The 16560-nt window shown below is 67.6% G+C and carries 15 protein-coding genes and 1 pseudogene; 5 read left to right on the top strand and 11 right to left on the bottom strand.

Features of this window, described 5'->3' with window-relative positions:
• Positions 1-32: 32 nt before the first annotated feature.
• Positions 33-1436, top strand: coding sequence for an HNH endonuclease signature motif containing protein (locus MLP_RS13195; RefSeq protein ID WP_013863607.1), 1404 nt, complete (start codon positions 33-35; stop codon positions 1434-1436).
• Positions 1437-1568: 132 nt separating this feature from the next.
• On the opposite strand, the gene MLP_RS13190 is transcribed toward MLP_RS13195, so the two are convergent.
• From MLP_RS13190 to MLP_RS13160, 7 genes are all read right to left on the bottom strand, one after another.
• Positions 1569-2387, bottom strand: coding sequence for a sugar phosphate isomerase/epimerase family protein (locus MLP_RS13190; protein ID WP_269453395.1), 819 nt, complete (start codon positions 2385-2387; stop codon positions 1569-1571).
• A gap of 121 nt (positions 2388-2508) precedes the next feature.
• Positions 2509-3702, bottom strand: coding sequence for a Gfo/Idh/MocA family protein (locus tag MLP_RS13185; protein ID WP_013863604.1), 1194 nt, complete (start codon positions 3700-3702; stop codon positions 2509-2511).
• A complete protein-coding gene (locus tag MLP_RS13180; RefSeq protein ID WP_156821147.1) occupies positions 3699-4748 on the bottom strand; it encodes a Gfo/Idh/MocA family protein in 1050 nt (349 codons plus the stop codon). The genes MLP_RS13185 and MLP_RS13180 overlap by 4 nt, the downstream gene beginning before the upstream one ends.
• Positions 4745-5746: an inositol 2-dehydrogenase gene (iolG, locus tag MLP_RS13175; RefSeq protein WP_013863602.1), complete on the bottom strand. Its 1002-nt coding sequence runs from the start codon at positions 5744-5746 to the stop codon at positions 4745-4747. Before iolG ends, MLP_RS13180 begins: the two co-directional genes overlap by 4 nt.
• 255 nt (positions 5747-6001) lie before the next feature.
• On the bottom strand, positions 6002-6592 hold the full coding sequence (locus MLP_RS13170; protein ID WP_013863601.1) for a cation transporter: 591 nt from the start codon (positions 6590-6592) through the stop codon (positions 6002-6004).
• Positions 6589-6936 (bottom strand): ArsR/SmtB family transcription factor, encoded by a 348-nt coding sequence (locus tag MLP_RS13165; RefSeq protein ID WP_041790034.1) that lies wholly within the window; start codon positions 6934-6936, stop codon positions 6589-6591. Before MLP_RS13165 ends, MLP_RS13170 begins: the two co-directional genes overlap by 4 nt.
• Positions 6937-7049: 113 nt before the next feature.
• A complete protein-coding gene (locus MLP_RS13160) occupies positions 7050-7961 on the bottom strand; it encodes a glycoside hydrolase family 16 protein (protein ID WP_013863599.1) in 912 nt (303 codons plus the stop codon).
• 126 nt (positions 7962-8087) lie between these two features.
• On the opposite strand from MLP_RS13160, the gene MLP_RS13155 reads away from it, so the two are divergent.
• From MLP_RS13155 to MLP_RS13140, 4 genes are all read left to right on the top strand, one after another.
• Entirely contained in the window at positions 8088-9881 is a 1794-nt protein-coding gene (locus MLP_RS13155; protein ID WP_083843809.1) for a flavin-containing monooxygenase, read from the top strand.
• A 12-nt stretch (positions 9882-9893) separates the two neighbouring features.
• Positions 9894-11192 (top strand): cation:proton antiporter, encoded by a 1299-nt coding sequence (locus MLP_RS13150; protein WP_013863596.1) that lies wholly within the window; start codon positions 9894-9896, stop codon positions 11190-11192.
• 63 nt (positions 11193-11255) lie between these two features.
• Entirely contained in the window at positions 11256-12956 is a 1701-nt protein-coding gene (locus MLP_RS26380; RefSeq protein WP_013863595.1) for a WxL domain-containing protein, read from the top strand.
• Positions 12957-13010: 54 nt separating this feature from the next.
• On the top strand, positions 13011-13874 hold the full coding sequence (locus MLP_RS13140) for a beta-1,6-N-acetylglucosaminyltransferase (RefSeq protein WP_013863594.1): 864 nt from the start codon (positions 13011-13013) through the stop codon (positions 13872-13874).
• A gap of 24 nt (positions 13875-13898) precedes the next feature.
• Here MLP_RS13140 and MLP_RS29505 read toward each other — a convergent pair whose 3' ends face one another.
• The 4 genes and pseudogenes from MLP_RS29505 to MLP_RS13125 all read right to left on the bottom strand — a co-directional run bounded on the left by MLP_RS29505 (position 13899) and on the right by MLP_RS13125 (position 16534).
• Positions 13899-14234 (bottom strand): DUF2975 domain-containing protein, encoded by a 336-nt coding sequence (locus MLP_RS29505; protein ID WP_407939014.1) that lies wholly within the window; start codon positions 14232-14234, stop codon positions 13899-13901.
• Positions 14235-14770: 536 nt separating this feature from the next.
• A complete protein-coding gene (locus MLP_RS28965) occupies positions 14771-15337 on the bottom strand; it encodes a polysaccharide deacetylase family protein (RefSeq protein WP_013863592.1) in 567 nt (188 codons plus the stop codon).
• Between the two features lie 88 nt (positions 15338-15425).
• Positions 15426-15641 (bottom strand): annotated as a pseudogene (locus tag MLP_RS29500) (polysaccharide deacetylase family protein); the annotation flags it as partial.
• A 173-nt stretch (positions 15642-15814) separates the two neighbouring features.
• Positions 15815-16534 carry a methyltransferase domain-containing protein gene (locus MLP_RS13125; protein ID WP_013863590.1) on the bottom strand — a complete coding sequence of 240 codons (720 nt, stop codon included), beginning with the start codon at positions 16532-16534 and terminating at the stop codon, positions 15815-15817.
• Positions 16535-16560 lie beyond the last annotated feature (26 nt).

The raw sequence follows: 16560 nt of genomic DNA, 5'->3' as shown, positions 1-16560 counted from the left end.
ATGAGGCATTTTGGTCGAACGTAGAGCCGAAAGTGTCAGTGGGTTGCTCTACCGTCCTTGGTATGAGTACAGCGGCGGTGTTGGAGGCGGTCGAGCGGATCGACCTGCCCGACACTGCCGCGCCCGACGACACTGCTGCCGCCGAGGACGCGCCAACGGCGCCGACGGCTGCCGCGGCTGATGATGTGACGGTCCGGTTGGATGAGACGTTGGACTGGTTACACAGCCTGGTGTCCGCACGGGGTGTGGATCAGGGTTTGGTGTCGGATGCGGCCCGGATTGACCGGATCGCGGTGTGTGAACGTCTCCAAGCCAGTCTGGAGGCGGTCAAAGCGGTGGAGATGGTCGCCTTCGCCCAGTCCCAGTCCACCGAGCAGATGCGGTTGGGTGTGCATCCACGGAAGATCGGCAGCGGGATCGCCGACCAAATCGCCCTTGCCTGCAAAGTGTCCCCCACCGAGGGATCGCGCCGGTTGCATGTCGCCCGGGACCTGGTGCTGGACATGCCCCACACCCTGGATCTGCTGGCCACGGGTGAGATCGGTGGTTGGACCACAAGGTTGATCGTCGGCCAGTTATCCCATCTGGATCGGGCCACGAGGGCCCGGTTGGATGCCGAGTTGGCGGGCAAGGACCTCGGCTCCATGGGTGCGAAACAGGCCGAAGCGGCGGCGAAACGACTCGCCTATGAGGCGGATCCGGCCGCTGCGACGGAACGGGCGAAGAAGGCGCGGAAAGATCGGCGGGTGACGTTGCGGCCGGCACCGGACACGATGAGTCTGCTCACCGGATTGTTGCCGGTGGAGCAGGGTGTTGCCTGCTATGCCGCGTTGGACGCGGCGGCGAAGACCGCGAAAGCGGCCGGGGACAAGCGGTCGCGGGGGCAGATCATGGCCGACACCCTGGTTGCCCGGTTGACCGGGCAGGAGAAGGCGGAGGACACCGGGTTCGAAGTCGGGGTGATCATGCCCCTCGGCGCACTTCTGGACCCGAAGGATCCGCGACCCGCCGAACTCATCGGCCAGGACTTACTCCCAGCTGATCTGATCCGTGACCTGATCAAAGACGCCGAGGCCCGGTGTTGGTGGCGCAGGTTGTTCACCCGCCCCACCGGTGATGGTGGCCAGTTGATCGTGGATGCGGACAAACGACGTCGTACGTTCGCCAGTTGGCTAGCCCATCTGATCCGCTGCCGCGACAAGGTGTGTCGGGATCCCTATTGTGGGGCGCCGATCCGGCATCTCGACCATATCCACCGTCACGCCGACGGCGGTGCCGCCACCGCCACGAACGGGCGAGGGGTGTGTGAACGCGGTAACTACATCCGCGAACTGCCCGGCTGGACCGTCCAGATCATCGACACCGACACTCACACCGTCGAGATCATCACCCCCACCGGACACCACTACCGCAGCCGACCACCTGAACCACCCTGAGCCGAGTCGAGGTGTGTTTCGAGTGTGAGACTGTCCAGGTGGGCTCCAGCGTGACTCGGCCATGGCAGCGGTTGAGGGAATTGGCTGCGGCCTGGCCGGGATCGGTCGCGGCTTCGGACGATCGGTGTTGGTCTACGGCTGCAGCGCTTCGGTGAGGGTCCGGGCGGCGATCGCCACCGAGTCCGGCTGGGAGAGCGAGTAGTCCTCGTTCTCGATCGACAGCACGCCGTCATAGCCGGCCGTACGCAGCGCGTCGGCGAACCGGCGCCAGAACGCAGGACCGTCTGGGTGTCCCGTGCCGACCGCCACGTAGTTCCAAGCGCGTTCGTCGATCCGATCGTTCGGGACGGTTTCCAGTCGCGAGCGGACCGCGGCCCGCTCTTCGATCCGGGTGTCCTTGGCGTGGACATGGTGGATCGTGCCGCTCAGTGCCTCGATGGCGGCCAACGGATCGGCCCCCATCCAGAACAGGTGGCTGGGATCGAAGTTCACGCCCACCGTCGGCCCGACTGCCTCCCGCAGCCGCAGCAGACCCGGCACGCTGTAGACGAGCTGGTTGGCGTGCATCTCAATGGCGATCTTGATGCCGCGCCGCTCCGCCTCGGCGGCCAAGTCGCCCCAGTAGTCGATCGCGACACTCCACTGGTGGTCCAGCAGGTGCAGGTTCTCCGGCGGCCAGACGGTCGTGATCCAGGCCGGGAACGAGTCTCCCGGCGCGGCGGGCAGCCCGGACATGGTGACCACGGTGTCGACGCCCAGATCCTCGGCAATCCGCATGCACCCCGAAGCACCGCGTCGTCGCGTTCTCCGAGAACCGGATGCAGCGGGTTGCCGGCAGCGTTGAGAGCTTCGAGCCGGAGTCCGCGGTCGGTGATGTCGGACTGCAGCCGGCGGCGTGCAGCCGGATCGTCGAGCAGTTCCACCAGATCGGCGTGTGGGGCTGGCGACCAGCCGCCGTGCGCACCGCCGAGACCGATCTCAACAGTCTCGATGCCGAGCTCCACCGCCAGATCGAGTGCTTCGAGGCGGGACAGGGTGGACAGGGAGTCGGTGAGCAGACCGAGCTGCATGATCAGGCTCCGATCGGAGTCAGGCCGAAGAGGCCGCGGGCACGGACGGGGGATTCTGTAGGCAGGTCGACCTCCGACAGACCGACCACGCCACGGTTGTGCAACGGACCATCGGCCGGCAGCGGCAGATCGACGGTCCGGCGGAGCGCAGCAGACGCGTACGCCGCGACGGTCGACTCCAGGATGCGCAGCGCCGTGGCCCCTGTGGCGGCCGGAGCTCGGTCACCGGTGATGGCCTCGGCCAGGTCGGCGACGGTGTCGCGCATCGCGTCGGCGACCAGCGGCACGAGCTCCTGACCGGCTGGCAACTCCACCACCCGAGTGCCCTCGGCGGTGGTGACGGTCAGGGTCTCGAACGGGGCCCACGGCATGGTGCCGTCGGCGCGGTAATGCGCGATGGCCCGGCCCTTGCTGCCGTTCACGGCGATGCCGCCCTGACCCAGGCCCCAGCCGATGTTCACCAGGCCGATCCGGCGCCGGGCTTCGAGCCGGCAGCTGGCGAGTCCCTCGACCGCGTCGCCGTCGGTGGCGGTGTCCACCGCGGCGGAGACCGCGTCGAAGGGGGCCCCGAGCAGGTGCTCGGCGAGGTAGACCCCATGCAGCATGTCCATCAGCACCCCGCCGCCGGAAGCCGCCGGATTGTGCCGCCAGCGTGGGGCGTACCCAGCGGCGCCGGGGGAGTCGACGACGCCGAGCATGTCGACGGTGACCGTACGGATCTCGCCCAGCTCGCCGGCCGCGATCAGCTGGGTGAGCGCGACGATCTCGGGGAAGAACAGGTAGTTGTGAACGACAGCCAGGATCGTGCCGGCCTGCTCGGCCGCAGCGACCATCGCCGCTGCATCGGCCGGCACGGCCGCGATCGGCTTCTCACACAGCACGTGTTTGCCGGCCTGCGCGGCGGCAATCACCAGGTCACGATGCAGGTGCTGGGGGGTGCAGACGTCGATCACGTCGACGTCGGCCCGAGCCAGCAGCTCGGCGGCATCGAGATGCACCTGGTCATCGGGCAAACCGGCGAGTTGCTGACCCAGTGCGAGCCGGTCCGGAGTGGGATCGGCCAGCCCGACGATCTCGTACGTGTCCGGCAACGCCTGGTACGCCGGCAGATGGAAGTTGAGCGCGACATTGCCGCAGCCGACGATCGCGACGCGCAACGGTTCCTGCGGTGCTGGGCGCGCTGCTGACTCGGTCACGGGCGGAGCCTCTCGGGGTCGCGGAGTTCGGTGAGGTCCGTGGGAGCTCCGGTGCGGGCGGCCTTGCGTACCGCCTCGATCGCCGCCGCCTGGCCGATCGCGTCTTCGCGTCCAAACGCGGGTGTTCCACCGTCGGCGATCAGCGCGGTCGCGGTGGCCAGCTCGATCCGGTAGGCGTCCAGGTTGTCGTCACCAGGCTCGGTCAGCCCGGCCGCCCCGGTCGGGTCGACGGCGAGCCGCTCCGTGACCCCGTCGCGTTCCAGCTCCAGATAGCCCCGCCGGCACAGCCACGGGTCAGGGATCGTGATCTTGCCGCCGGTGCCGATCAACTCCAGCTCATCGCGCCGCGGATAGTCCAGCGCGACGTCGAACTGGGCCAGCACATTGTCGGCCAACGTCAGCGTCGCGGCGAGCCGCAGGTCACCGCCGTCCGCGCCCTCGGCTGGGTCGAGCACCTGCGCGGCGCTGACCCGCACTGGTTCACCGCCGAACAGCCGGATGGCGCTCAGGCAATAGCAGCCCAGGTCGAGCACCGCACCACCACCGAGCGCGCTCGTTCGGCGGATGTCACCGGGTGGCACGTCGACGGTCAGCGCTGCGCGGATGTACGCCAGCTTCCCGATCGCCCCGTCGGCGATCAGCTGTTGGGCCAGCAGCGTCTGCGGGTGATGCCGCCACATCAGGCCCTCGATGCACAGCCGCTCGGCGGCCTCAGCAACATCGAAGCACGCCTCGACCTCGGCGACCGTGGGGGCGAAGGGCTTCTCGCACAGCACATGCTTGCCGGCCTGCAGGGCCTTGATCGTCCACTCAGCGTGCAGCGCGATCGGCAGCGGCACATAGACGGCGTCGATCTCCGGGTCGGCCAGCAGCTCGTCATAGCTGCCGAAGCTACGCGGAATGCCCAGCTCGGCGGCGTACGCGGCAGCCCGGTCCGCGTCGCGACCGGCGATCGCCGCGAACTCGGCCTCGGGCACGTCGGCCAGGGCGGTCGCCGCCACCCGGCCGATACCCGAGGTCGACAGCATTCCCCACCGGACACTCATGCCGTGACCGCGACGGTGGCGCCGGTGCGCAGACTCTCGTTGGCGGCACCGGCCAGCACCAAAGCCGCCCGGCCGTCGCCGAAGCCGGGGGAGGGGACCGTACCGGTCTCGACCGCGGTGACGAAGTGGTCCAGCTCGGCGCGGTAGGCGGGCGTATAGCGGTCGAGGAAGAAGTTGAAGTACGGCGCCGCGACCTCGGTGTGCTGCGCGCCGGAGAACCGGACGCTGGTCGGCAGCTGGTTCGCGGCGGTGAGCATGCCGAGCTCGCCGAAGGCCTCCAGTCGCTGGTCGTAGCCGAACGCGCAGCGGCGGGAATTGGTGATCGAGCACAGCGCGCCGGTCGCGCCGCGCAGCACCACGACCGCCCCGTCGATGTCGCCGGCCTCGGCGATCTCCGGCGAGATCAGGTTGGCGGCGATGGCGGTCACCGAGACGACTTCGCCGAGGAAGAAGCGCGCCATGTCGAAGTCGTGGATCGTCATGTCGCGGAACAGCCCGCCGGAGGTCGCCACGTACGCAGCAGGCGGCGGCGCGGGATCCCGGCTGATGATGACCAACTGCTCGAGACCGCCGATCTCGCCGGCTGCGACCCGACCACGGATGTCGGCGAAGGACGGGTCGAACCGGCGGTTGAAGCCCACCATCACCCGCTCGGACAGCTCGCCGATCTCGGCGCGACAGGCGTCGACCCGAGCCAGGTCGAGATCGATCGGCTTCTCGCAGAGCACGGCCTTGCCGGCGCGCAGCGCCCGGGTGAGCAGGTCGACATGGGTCGGCGTGGGGGAGGCGACGATCACGGCGTCGATGCTGGGATCGTCCAGGATTGCGTCGGCCTCGGTCGTCCAGGTCGAGCCGAACTGGGCGGCCACCTCGGTCGCGGCCGCCTCGAACGGGTCGAACACCCGAGCCAGCTCGGCGCGTGGGTGCACCGTCACGGAGTCGGCATGGACCCGTCCGATCCGGCCACAACCCAACAGGCCGATCCTCAATGCGCTCATCGTGTGCGTCCTCCTTCTGTTCCCGGGCTGGGTGGCTGCGCGCGAACTAGTTGACTAGACCGGTCTAGGCCACGAATCAGAGTTTGTCAGGTCAAGGATGCGTGCGCAAGGGCGCCACGCGCCCCGTCTTCTCACCCAGCGGGCCGATCAGAACTCAATGTCGGCAGCAGGCGCAGCCGGGTTCGCAGGAGTGATCCTGGGCCGGACGAAGGGCGGTGCTGGGTGTGGTGCAGCAGGCGTCGCCGCGCCAGGCGCTCAATCCTTCCTTGACTGCGACTGCGGCGAGACCAGAGCGGCAACGGGATCGGCCCAGGACCAGCCGAGCCAGGCGTTGAGACCAAGGCCAATCAAGAGCGCGGCCGACAGGTAGGTGCAGAGCAAGGTCTGCTTGGAGTCGGCGACAGCAGACGCGGATCCGAGCTCACGTCCGGCACGACGCTGAGCCCTGGAGAGCAGCGGCATGACCGCGAGACTGACCGCCGCCAGGCCGATCCCGACGGTGGAGTGATCGGCCTCGCCAGCTCCGGCGAGAGCACGGACCGCGTCGACGGTCACGAAGGTCGCAAGGCCGAAGAACGAACAGGCGATGATCTTGAGAGTGAGCTTCTCCCGGGCATGTGGGTCGCGGGCGGCGAACTGCCAGGCGACCGCCGCGGCTGATGACACCTCGATGATCGAGTCCAGTCCGAACCCGATCAGTGCCGACGAGGACGCCTTCGCCCCTGCGGTCAACGCGACCACGGCCTCGATCACGTTGTAGGTGATCGTCGCGGCCACGAACAGACGGATCCGACGAGACAGCACGGCCTGTCGGGCCGGCGAGGGGCCGAGCGACAGCAGCGTCACCGCACCATCTCCCGTCGGCTGGTGATCGATGGTCCGGCCTCGCCGCCACAGCAGGCCGGATCGACGACCAGGACGAGGTCCAACAGTTCACCGAGCGCACGACCGATACGGGGATCGGTGAGCTCATAGCGGGTGCGGCGGCCCTCGGGTCGCGCAACGACCAGCCCACAGCCGCGCAGACAGGCAAGATGATTCGACATCGCCTGTCGCGTCACCCCGGCTACCTCGGCCAGGTCGGCCGGATAGGCCGGGCCGTTACGGAGAGCGAGCAGGACGCGGGTCCGGGTCGGGTCGGACAGGGCGTGGCCGAAGCGCGACAGCGCATCGGTGTGCGAGGAGACCATCACCCCTCAGACAGTACATCAATTCGTGTATTCATGATTAGCTGAATCATTCGCTGTCCTGGACAACGCGACCAGGCTTCGATTCGGGTGCCGGACGTGATTGCCCCTCATGCTCACCAGTCGAGCACGCTGGTGTCGTACACCCGGACGTAGTCGACCAGCATGGTGGCGGGGAAGGGTGTCGAGGTGGTCGGGGACCCAGGCCAGTCGCCACCGATGGCGAGGTTGAGCAGCAGCTGTTGCGACTGGTCGAACGGCCAACTCTGGCCCTCGGTCAGCTGGTCGGCGCGAATCCGATGGAACTCGACACCGTCGAGCAGGAAGCGGAGTTCATCGTCCTTGCGTTCCAACGAGTACGTGTGCCAGCTGCCGGACACGGGTGCGTCGGGCCGAGTCGTCTGCAGCTTCTGCCAGCGACCGATCTCCTGCCCGCTGCCGTCGGTGGTCGCCGCGTGCGCGTTGGCGTGCACCTCGGCGGTGTCGTTCATCGTCTCCATGATGTCGATCTCGCCGGAGGTGGGCCAGCCGACCTTGTCGTGGTTCTTGCCGAGGGTCCAGAACGCCGACCACAGTCCTGGACCGGACGGCACGTTGATCCGCGCCTCGATGCGGCCATCCGGAGCTGTGGGAATGCTGGTGATCCGAGCCGACGTGTACGCCGAGTCGCGTCCCTGTTCGTCTCTGGTCTGCTGGCGCTGTCCGGTGATCGCCAGATGCCCCTCGCCGTTCAGGGCCAGGTTCGCCGGATCATCGGTGTAGTTCTGCAGTTCGTTGTTGCCCCAGCCACCGGCGCCCTCGGCCACCTGCCAGCGGGATCGGTTGACCCCTTGCCCGGCCGGGCCATCGAACTCCTCGCTCCAGATCAACCCGGGCATCGAGGTCTCCTTCGGTGCGGTGTCTGACGGCGCCGGCACCTGCAGGACTCGCATGATCAAGACCGCGATGGCGGCGACGGCGAGCGCGGTGACCAAGACTGAGCCGATCATGCCCAGCCGCGGCCGCCGTCGGGCGGTGCTGATGACCATCGATCTCCTGCTGTGCTGCGGCGCTCCCTCGACTGATCAGGATCGTCTCAAGTTTGACGGAACCGCAGTCACTAGGGCTAGCCTAACCTAAGAAAGGTCAGACATTCTGAGCATGGGCGAGGTTGGATGAACGCCGGGGACGCTGCGCGGGACGAGAAGAAAGCCGGGGACGCTGTGCGAGTCAAGAAGAGTGCCGGCGACGGCGGGCGGGTGACGAAGAGAATCTGCGTGGTGGGTGCGGGTCCGTGCGGCCTGACCACCATCAAGCAGTTGCTGGACGAAGGTCACGAGGTCGTCTGTTTCGACAAGAACCCCGACCTCGGCGGGATCTGGGTCCGTCACCCCGGAGACAGTGATCAGGCGAAAGCCTTCGACAATCTGATGCTGACCATCTCGATGAAGCTGATGGCCTACTCGGACCATCCGTTCACCGGTGGCCGGGTGTTCTATTCCCGGGAGCAGTATCTCGCCTATCTCCGGGAGTACGCCGAGCGCTTCGGCCTGGCCGACCGGATCCGGTTCGACAGTCTGGTCACCGACATCAAGCGGCGTACGGACGGTTGGAGCGTCACCGCCCGCCGCGACGGCGTCGAGACGACCGAGGAGTTCGACGCGGTCGCCATCTGCTCCGGGCCGTTCAAGACCCCGAACCGGGACATTCCTGGCCTGGAGGGCTTCGGCAGCGAGATCGTGCACTCCGCCGAATACCGCAACAGCGAGCGGTTCCGGGGCAAGCGGGTGCTGGTCGTCGGCCTTGCGGAGTCCGGCGCCGACATCGTACGCGAGGTCGGCGAAGCCGCGGAGGCCTGCACACTGGCCATCCGCTCGTACACCTACCTGCTGCCGAGAGTGACCGGCACCCGGACGACCGATCACGGCACCGTCCGCTCCCACCACTACGAGATGCTCGGCCGCGCCACCGATTACCCGTTGCCGCTGGAGACCTTCTGGGGCCGGAGCCGGATCGCGAAGGCGGCCTTCGCCATCACCTCGGTGGTCTACGGCATCGGGGCGACGGCGGTCGGGGCGGCGAAGGTGCTGCGACGCAAGCTGCGCGGCGGCGAGCTCGAGCCCACCGTGAATCCGCTCGGCGAGCCGTTCGTGCCCCTGAAGCTCGACGTGGCAACCCTGCATGACAAGGACAACTGGGAGCTGGTCCGGACCTGGAACCGTCGCTCCCACCCGGACGGCAGCTGGTCGCAGCGGGGCATCTTCTGCAAGAACGTGAGCTTCATTCCCAGCATCGTCTCCGGCCAGGTGGTGCTGAACGACTCCGGCATCGAGCGGTCTGAGGACAACAAGGTCTTCTTCGCCGACGGAACCGCCGCCGAGTTCGACACCGTCGTGTTGTGCACCGGCTACCACCGAGACATCAACATCGGTGATCTCCGGGTCAACGAGGACAACGTCCGTCACCTGTACCGGCATTTCCTGCATCCCGATCATCAGGGCACCGCGGCCTTCATCGGCTTCGTCCGGCCCTTCTCCGGCGGGATCCCGATCGTGGCGGAGATGCAGGCTCGCTACTTCGCCCGCGTCTGCAGCGGCAAACTGCAGCTGCCCGACAACCTCGACGAGGCCATCGCGGTGGAGAAGGCCTGGGAGGAGCACTGGACGGTCCTGAGCCCCAGGGCCACCGAGGCGACCCCGTCACAGGTGCTGTACCTGGACGCGCTCGCCCGAGAGATCGGCTGCCTGATTCCGATGCGGAAGCTGATCCTCGACCCGAAGCTGTTCGTGCAGCTGTGGTTCGGCAGCTTCAACCAGTCCTGCTATCGCGTCGTCGGGCCGCACAACCTGGGTGCGGCCGCCCTGGAGGATCTCTACTCCGAGCCGGCCGAGAACCTCAAGGAGATGGCGTTCCGGATGTCCGCGCTTCGGCTGCTTCCTGCGCGGGTGCACCCGAAGCACATGATCTGAGGCGGCGATCCGATGCCGCTCGGTGAGGCCCTGCACGGTTTGATCCTGTTGGTCGTGGTGGTGATCGGCGCGCTGGCGGCCGGCCACCTGTTCAACAGGATCGGCCAGCCACGCGTGCTCGGTCCGATCCTGCTGGGGATCACGGTGGGTACGGTGGTCGCCGCCTGCCCGGTGGCTGTTCGGACGATCCTGGTCTCGCCGGCCTCCCGGTCGCTGTTGGAGGCGGTGGGCACGGCGGGACTGCTGTTGTTGATGTTCTCGGTGGGCGCCGAGCTGCGTGGCTTCGCCGCGTCGGGCGAGGCGTCGTCCGGCTGGCGGCTGGCGCCCGCGGTCGTGCTGCCGATCGTGATCTGTGCGCTGGCTGCCTGGCCGCTCGCTGCGCGGCTAGGAAATCCTCTCCACCCAGGTCCCTATGGCTGGCTCTTCGTCGGCGTGTGTTTGGGGGTGACGGCAGTACCCGTCCTGGTGACGATCATCAAGGACCTGGGCATCGCCTCGTTGCCGGTCGCGCGGACCTCATTGCGCATCGCCATCGTCACCGATGGCCTCGCCTGGATCCTGGTCACCGCGATGGTGATCATCACGCACTCCACCGCGATCTCGATCCCGTTCTTTGTGATCGGGCTGGCCCTCCTGGTGGTCGTCACGCTCGTGCTGCCGCGGATCGTCGTACGCCGTCCATCGCTCGAGCACGGCGGACCACTCGTGATCATCATGGTGGTGGCGGCCCTGACCGGCGCCGCGGCCACCCAGCTGCTGGGTTTCCACCCGGCGATCGGTGCTGTCATCGCCGGCTTCTGTTTCCCCGCCGCGCTGGCCGACGTGTCCTCTCAGCGCACGTTCGCCACGGTGATCGATGTGTTGCTGCCGGCCTTCTTCGTCAACGCCGCGATGTCGGTCCCGCTGCAGGCGCTCGCCGTCCAGGCGAGTTGGGGTGGACTGCTCTCCGTCGCCGTGCTGACGGTCGCGGCCTTCGGTTCCAAGCTGGCGTCCGGCTTCTCGTACGGGCTGCTGCACCGGTGGCCGCGGCGATCCTCCGCCGGGCTGGGGCGTGCTGCTGAACTGCCGCGGGGTCACCGAGATTGCCATTGCCTCGGTGGGCTACCAGGCCGGGCTGATCAGCCCGTTCGCGTACGCGATGCTGTGCGGGCTGGCGCTCGTCACCACCGCCGTGACCGCGCCACTGTTCCGGGCATTGACCCGGCGTTCCCGCGACGTGCCGGAGACCGCTCAGTCTCACATTCCGGCTGGGCTGGCATCTCAAACCCAGTCCCGCTAATGTCAGACAAAGTATTGGTGAGGCTTGCCTAAATCACCCGGCGCGGGCGATGTAGGGCTCGCGTTCCAACCAACCGTGAATCGAAGGGGGACGGCGTGCGAGCACGTCATGGTTTCAAGCGGAGCCGACTGTTGGCCCCGGTGATCGGGCTGGCAGCCGGCGCACTCCTGGTGGGCGGCGCGCTCACCGCGAGCGCGGCGGATCGGACCGTGGAGTTCGAGGTGACCGGCAAGGGTGCGGGCTGGGGTCACTACCAGTCCGCGTACTCGGAGCGGAACAACGTGCTCTGGGTGACGACATCTGCCGGCTTCCCGCCGATCCAGGACTCCGCACTGCTGAAGGTCGATCCGGGCAACCTGTCGGTGCTGGCCAGCTACGACGCGCCGATGATCAACGACGGCACCCCGCGTCGGGAGGCCATCTACGGCGTGGCGGTGGACGACGAGCACAACACGGTCTGGACCACGGTGACCCGGGAGAACGGCGTGGCCGTCTACTCCCAGGAGACCGGTGCGCGGGTGCATGCCGATCTCGGCAACGTCAACCACTCGAGGGACGTCGTGGTCGACGAGGAGGCCGACCGCGCATACGTGAGCGCCAATTTCGTCGACGGCATTGCGGTCTTCGACACCAACACCTACGCCCGGGTGGGCACCATCAGCACCGGCGCGGACAGTCGGCCGATGAGCCTGGAGCTGGTCGGTGGTGGCGATGACGCCGTGCTGTACAGCACCGACCTGCTGACCGGCGACATCTACGTGATCGACACCAGCGCCGGCAGCGTGCGTACCATCGACACCAACGGCGCCGGGACCAGTGGCATCGCGGTCGACACCAAGCGCAACCGGGCCTATATCGCCAACCAGTACGACCCGACCGGGGTCGATGTGATCGACCTGGCGACCGGCGCGGAGTTGGCATCGATCAGGACGCCGGCAGGCACCTTGAACGCTGCCTACGACGCCAAGAACGATCTGGTCTATGTGGTCGAGTTCCACAGCAACAAGGTCGTGGTGATCGACGCCGAGACGATGAAGCAGGTCGGCGACCTCGAGGTCGGCAACCAGCCCAACCACGTCACCGTGGTGGATGGAACCGCCTATGTGGTCGACAAGAGCCAGGGTGGCACGAACTGGTCCGACCAGATCTGGAAGATCACGGCCGAGGTCGGCAGCACTCCGGATCCGACCACCGATCCGACCAGCCCGACCCCGGATCCGAGCACCCCGACCCCGGACCCGACGACTCCGACCACCGATCCGACCAGCCCGACCACTGATCCGACCAGCCCGACGACCGAGCCCACCGATCCGACGGATCCGGGCTCGCAGACCGGTTCGGTGGACGTGAGCGTCTCACTGCCGGCCACCGGCGGCCTGGCGCTGACCGTGGGCGGCGACAAGGCCGATCTCGGTGCGGCCAAGCTCTCCTCGGACCTGTCGACCTATCGGGCGAGTGGGGCCTTGCCCGAGGTCAAGGTGACCGATCTGCGGGCGGCCAACCCGGGCTGGAGCCTGACGGGGCAGGTCACCGACCTGACCAGCGGCAGCAACACGATCGACGGCAAGCAGCTGGGGTGGCGGCCGAAGGTCACTGCGACAGCCGATGGCCAGACCGTGAAGGCCGGCTCCCGGGTTCGCCCAGGAACCGGGTTGGAGGCGCCGAAGGAACTGGCTTCCGCCGCTGCTGGACAGGGCACCGGCACCGCCACCGTGGGAGCTGACCTGAGCCTCAGCGTGCCTAGCTGGGCGCGCGGCGGCACCTACACCGGCGTGATCACGATCACCATCGCCTGACTGTGACGCGCCTGACTGTGACTCGCCTGATCGCGAGCCGCTGAGCAGCGGGCCGTGTCGAGCGTCTTCCTCGTTCTGGCCCACCGCGATCCCGACCAGCTCGCCCGAATCTTGGGCGAGCTGGTCGGGTCGTCTCGGCGGGTATACGTCCACGTCGACGCCCAGGTGGAGCTCGCGCCGTTCCAGACGGTGGTCGCTCATCGGCTCGGATCGCTGGCCGGTGAGGTCCGCTGGGTGGCCGACCGGGTTGCGGTGCGTTGGGGCGGGCTCTCTGTGGTCAAGGCGACCTTCGGTGCGGCGCGGCAGGCCCTGGCCGAGGGTCCGGTGTCGAGAGCCACACTGCTGAGCGGCTCCTGTCACCTGGTGCGGCCGGTCACTGATCTCGAGCTGCTCGACCCCAGCGTGGAGTATCTGCGGATTGATCGCACGGTTTCCCCAGCTGGTGGTTATCAGGCCGAGAAGCTGGGCCGTTGGTGGTTCAACGACTCGCGCCTACTGGCCGGGCTGGGCGGTCGGCTGCCGCGGCGTTGGCCAAGCGGCCTGCCACCGATCCGGCAGGGTGCGCAATGGTGGTCGTTGACCGGGGAGTGTCTGGCGTACCTGCTGGCCGCGGCCGGGCACCATCGCGAGCTGCTGGCGGCACTGCGGTTCGCGCACTGTCCCGACGAGCTGATCGTGCCTACGCTGCTCGCAGACTCGCCGTACGGTGATCGGGTATCGCAGCGTTTCGATCTCGACCCGGCGGCGGGGGAGCAGGTGGACCTGCATGGGCTGCACTATCTCCGCTGGTCCGACGACGCCTGGTCACCTGCCTGGCTGACCGCGGCCGACCTGCCCGCGATCCGGGCCAGCGGCGCCCACTTCGCCCGCAAGGTCGACTCCGCCCGCTCCGCTGACCTACTGGCCCAGCTCACCTGAGCAGCGTGCTTGGCCCTGCCCGTTTCAGGATCGAGCCGGATCACGATGGGCATCAGACGGCCTGTGCTCGGTTTCGATGATCGCGCCGCGGCGGAAGAGTTCGGCGAGGAGGAGGACCAGTCCTCCGAGAGCGAGTTGCAAGAAGTCGAAGCCGCCATCGGCCCGCAAGGCCAGGTGGGCCCCGGTGCCGAATTGCTGTATCGAGTACCCGTGCTGAGCCGCGGTCGCGAGAAGTCCAAGTATCGCCTCGAGGACGCACCCGACGATCAGCAACCACCCGATGCCACGCACATACCGCACGGCGCGAACACTGAAGAAGTCTCCCGCCGCTGCGTTCGCGAGTAGCCGCCAGATCAACATCAGCACGGCGCTGACCACCGCCAAACCGACGGCGTTGCGAGCAACCGATATTGCGACGAGTGGACTCCACCCGCCCGTCGTGGCCAACTCAACCGTCCCCGTCAATGTCGCCGAAATGGGTTGGACATCCGCATCTTGAACGTGGACTCCACTATTGCCCGGCGCGCTATCCGCGTGCATGAAGAACCGCAGACAGTCACTGGGGTCAGCCTGTTCCCAGACGCTGGCCTTCTGGCACACGTCCGCCGCGAAACCGACCGGCACGGACACCCCGTCCTGAATCGAGAACGGTCCCAGACCGACATCGACCGGGTACGTCACACGTCCGGTCAACGCAAGCGCACCGGTCACCACCACGACCGCCGCGGTAACCGCCGTGAGACTGCCGATCAGCAGGGCGACCCAGCTCCCGACCCGGAAAAACCCTTCGGTTCATCAGGCAATACTGGCAGTCTCTGTCTCAGCCTCGAGAGGTGCCTGGATGTAGCTTCGATCGAAACGAAGCTACATCGGCGCACCTTTCGATCCGCTATCCCTCACCTGAGCAGCCGGTGCTCCTCGCGGAGCCAACGAGCGAACTGATCCCCGTCCATCGCCGTCGCGTGCAGCCGTGGCAGGGCGAGCGGGTCATCGCCGGCAACCGCAGGTTCCGGAACACTCGTGCAGGCCATAGCGATGCCGAGCTCCTGCAGCACGGCGCGAGTCGGCTCCGCGTATCGACCGAAGGGATAGGAGAACCGGTCCGAGGACCGACCGGTCAGCTCCTGGACGCGCCGGTGACCGCTGATCACCTGCGGGCGCTGTTGCTCGTGCTGCAGGTCGGGCAGTGACGCATGGTCGAGAGTGTGGTTGCCGATCGTGACGAGCGGATGGCAGGCGAGTGCAGCGAACTGCTCCGCGTCGACCGGCAGCCGTTCAGGCGGAGGGGTGAGCGACTGTCCGGCCCAACTCAGCAGATGATCGACGGCTGCGTCCTGCTCGGCGGGTTCGAGGACGACGATCGCGCCCCAAAGCTGGCTGAACAGTCGCTGTCGCGGTGTTCGGCCCGAGGACTCGTCCGCACGCCAGCCGTGGTCGACCGGCTCGGCCGGCTCGGCGGCCACCCGGGTAGACGTGCGGTCCGGTGCCGAACTCGAACGCCAGCTCCGAGGGCAACGGGCCGCTCTCCAGGATCGCCCGCTGCAGCGCGTCCCACCAGAATTCCCGCCGCCTGCCAATCGCGTTCCCGACGACGAACATCGTGGCCGGGATCTCATAGCGCTCCAAGATGGGCAAGGCAGTCTCGAGGTTGTCGACGTACCCGTCGTCGAACGTCACGGCCAGCTGAGCGCCGCTGCGAGTGTACGCAGCTGAGCCGCTGAATGCGGCGAGATCCACCACCGCGCGGGCCTCGGCCAGCACCGCCATCTGATCGGCGAAATCGGTGGGCGCAACCGTGATGGCCCAGGGGTCGCAGGACTCCTGGCAGATCCGGTGATACATCAAGATGCCGCCCCGGGGCAGGCACCTGCGGACACGTCGCCGAACGGGTTGATAGAGCCGGTGGCGCACGGCCTGCGACACCTTACTGAGTTGCATCGTTACTGGGCGACATCGTCCTTGCGGGCCACGACGGTGACGATGACCGGATACTCGGGGTCGGCGACAGCCAGTTCCTTCGGCCGGAGCTCGCGATCGGCCAGACCCTGCAGGAATGCGGTGGCTGACAGGACGTTTCCGAAGGCTTGCACGTCGATGGCTTCCGGTGGGAAGTGAGCACTCAACAGCCGTTCTGCGGCGCGCGGAGTCAACGACCAGTACCAGGTCTTGTTCCAGTCCCCGTCGGCGACCTGGCTGATGCCGGGGACGGTGCACAGCAGCACACCGCCCGGCTTCAAGATCCGCCGAATCGTCTGCAGCGCGGCACTCATGTCGAAGATCAGGTGCAGGGTCTGGGTCAAGATCACGCAGTCGTAGCTGTCGCTGGGCACCACCGCCGCGTCGGTGAGATCGGCGACATAGGTGGCCCCGTCGACCTGGTCGACATGCAGCATGTCGGCGCGGGTGACGCCGCGCCCGAACCGCTCGGTGTAGACCCGCTCACCGATCTCCAGCACCGCACCGGTGATCAGCGATCCGTGGGCGGTCAGGAAGGTCTCGATGTAGTAGCGGTCGATCGGTCGGCCCCGGTCCCAGCCGTACAGCCGGCTGACCGGCTCGGTCCGGCGCAGACTGCCGAAACGGACCCAGCCGACCGGCGGCTTGCGCAGTCTCTTCGCCACTCGGCGTGACAGGGTGGCGATGGTCCCTGTGTCGATCATCGGTTCGCGTCGATCATCGGTTGAGA

The organism is Microlunatus phosphovorus NM-1, from assembly GCF_000270245.1.
GTDB lineage: Bacteria > Actinomycetota > Actinomycetes > Propionibacteriales > Propionibacteriaceae > Microlunatus > Microlunatus phosphovorus.
The sequence above is the reverse complement of the archived record's forward strand: the minus strand, read 5'-3'. Positions and strand labels throughout refer to the sequence as shown.

What these genes read in the sequence shown, in the direction of transcription:
- MLP_RS13155 (WP_083843809.1), top strand. Translation starts at nt 8,088, where the DNA reads ATGAACGCCGGGGACGCTGCGCGGGACGAGAAGAAAGCCGGGGACGCT.
- MLP_RS29505 (WP_407939014.1), bottom strand. Translation starts at nt 14,234, where the DNA reads ATGTTGATCTGGCGGCTACTCGCGAACGCAGCGGCGGGAGACTTCTTC.
- MLP_RS13150 (WP_013863596.1), top strand. Translation starts at nt 9,894, where the DNA reads ATGCCGCTCGGTGAGGCCCTGCACGGTTTGATCCTGTTGGTCGTGGTG.
- MLP_RS13180 (WP_156821147.1), bottom strand. Translation starts at nt 4,748, where the DNA reads ATGAGTGTCCGGTGGGGAATGCTGTCGACCTCGGGTATCGGCCGGGTG.
- MLP_RS13165 (WP_041790034.1), bottom strand. Translation starts at nt 6,936, where the DNA reads ATGGTCTCCTCGCACACCGATGCGCTGTCGCGCTTCGGCCACGCCCTG.
- MLP_RS13125 (WP_013863590.1), bottom strand. Translation starts at nt 16,534, where the DNA reads ATGATCGACACAGGGACCATCGCCACCCTGTCACGCCGAGTGGCGAAG.
- iolG (WP_013863602.1), bottom strand. Translation starts at nt 5,746, where the DNA reads ATGAGCGCATTGAGGATCGGCCTGTTGGGTTGTGGCCGGATCGGACGG.
- MLP_RS13160 (WP_013863599.1), bottom strand. Translation starts at nt 7,961, where the DNA reads ATGGTCATCAGCACCGCCCGACGGCGGCCGCGGCTGGGCATGATCGGC.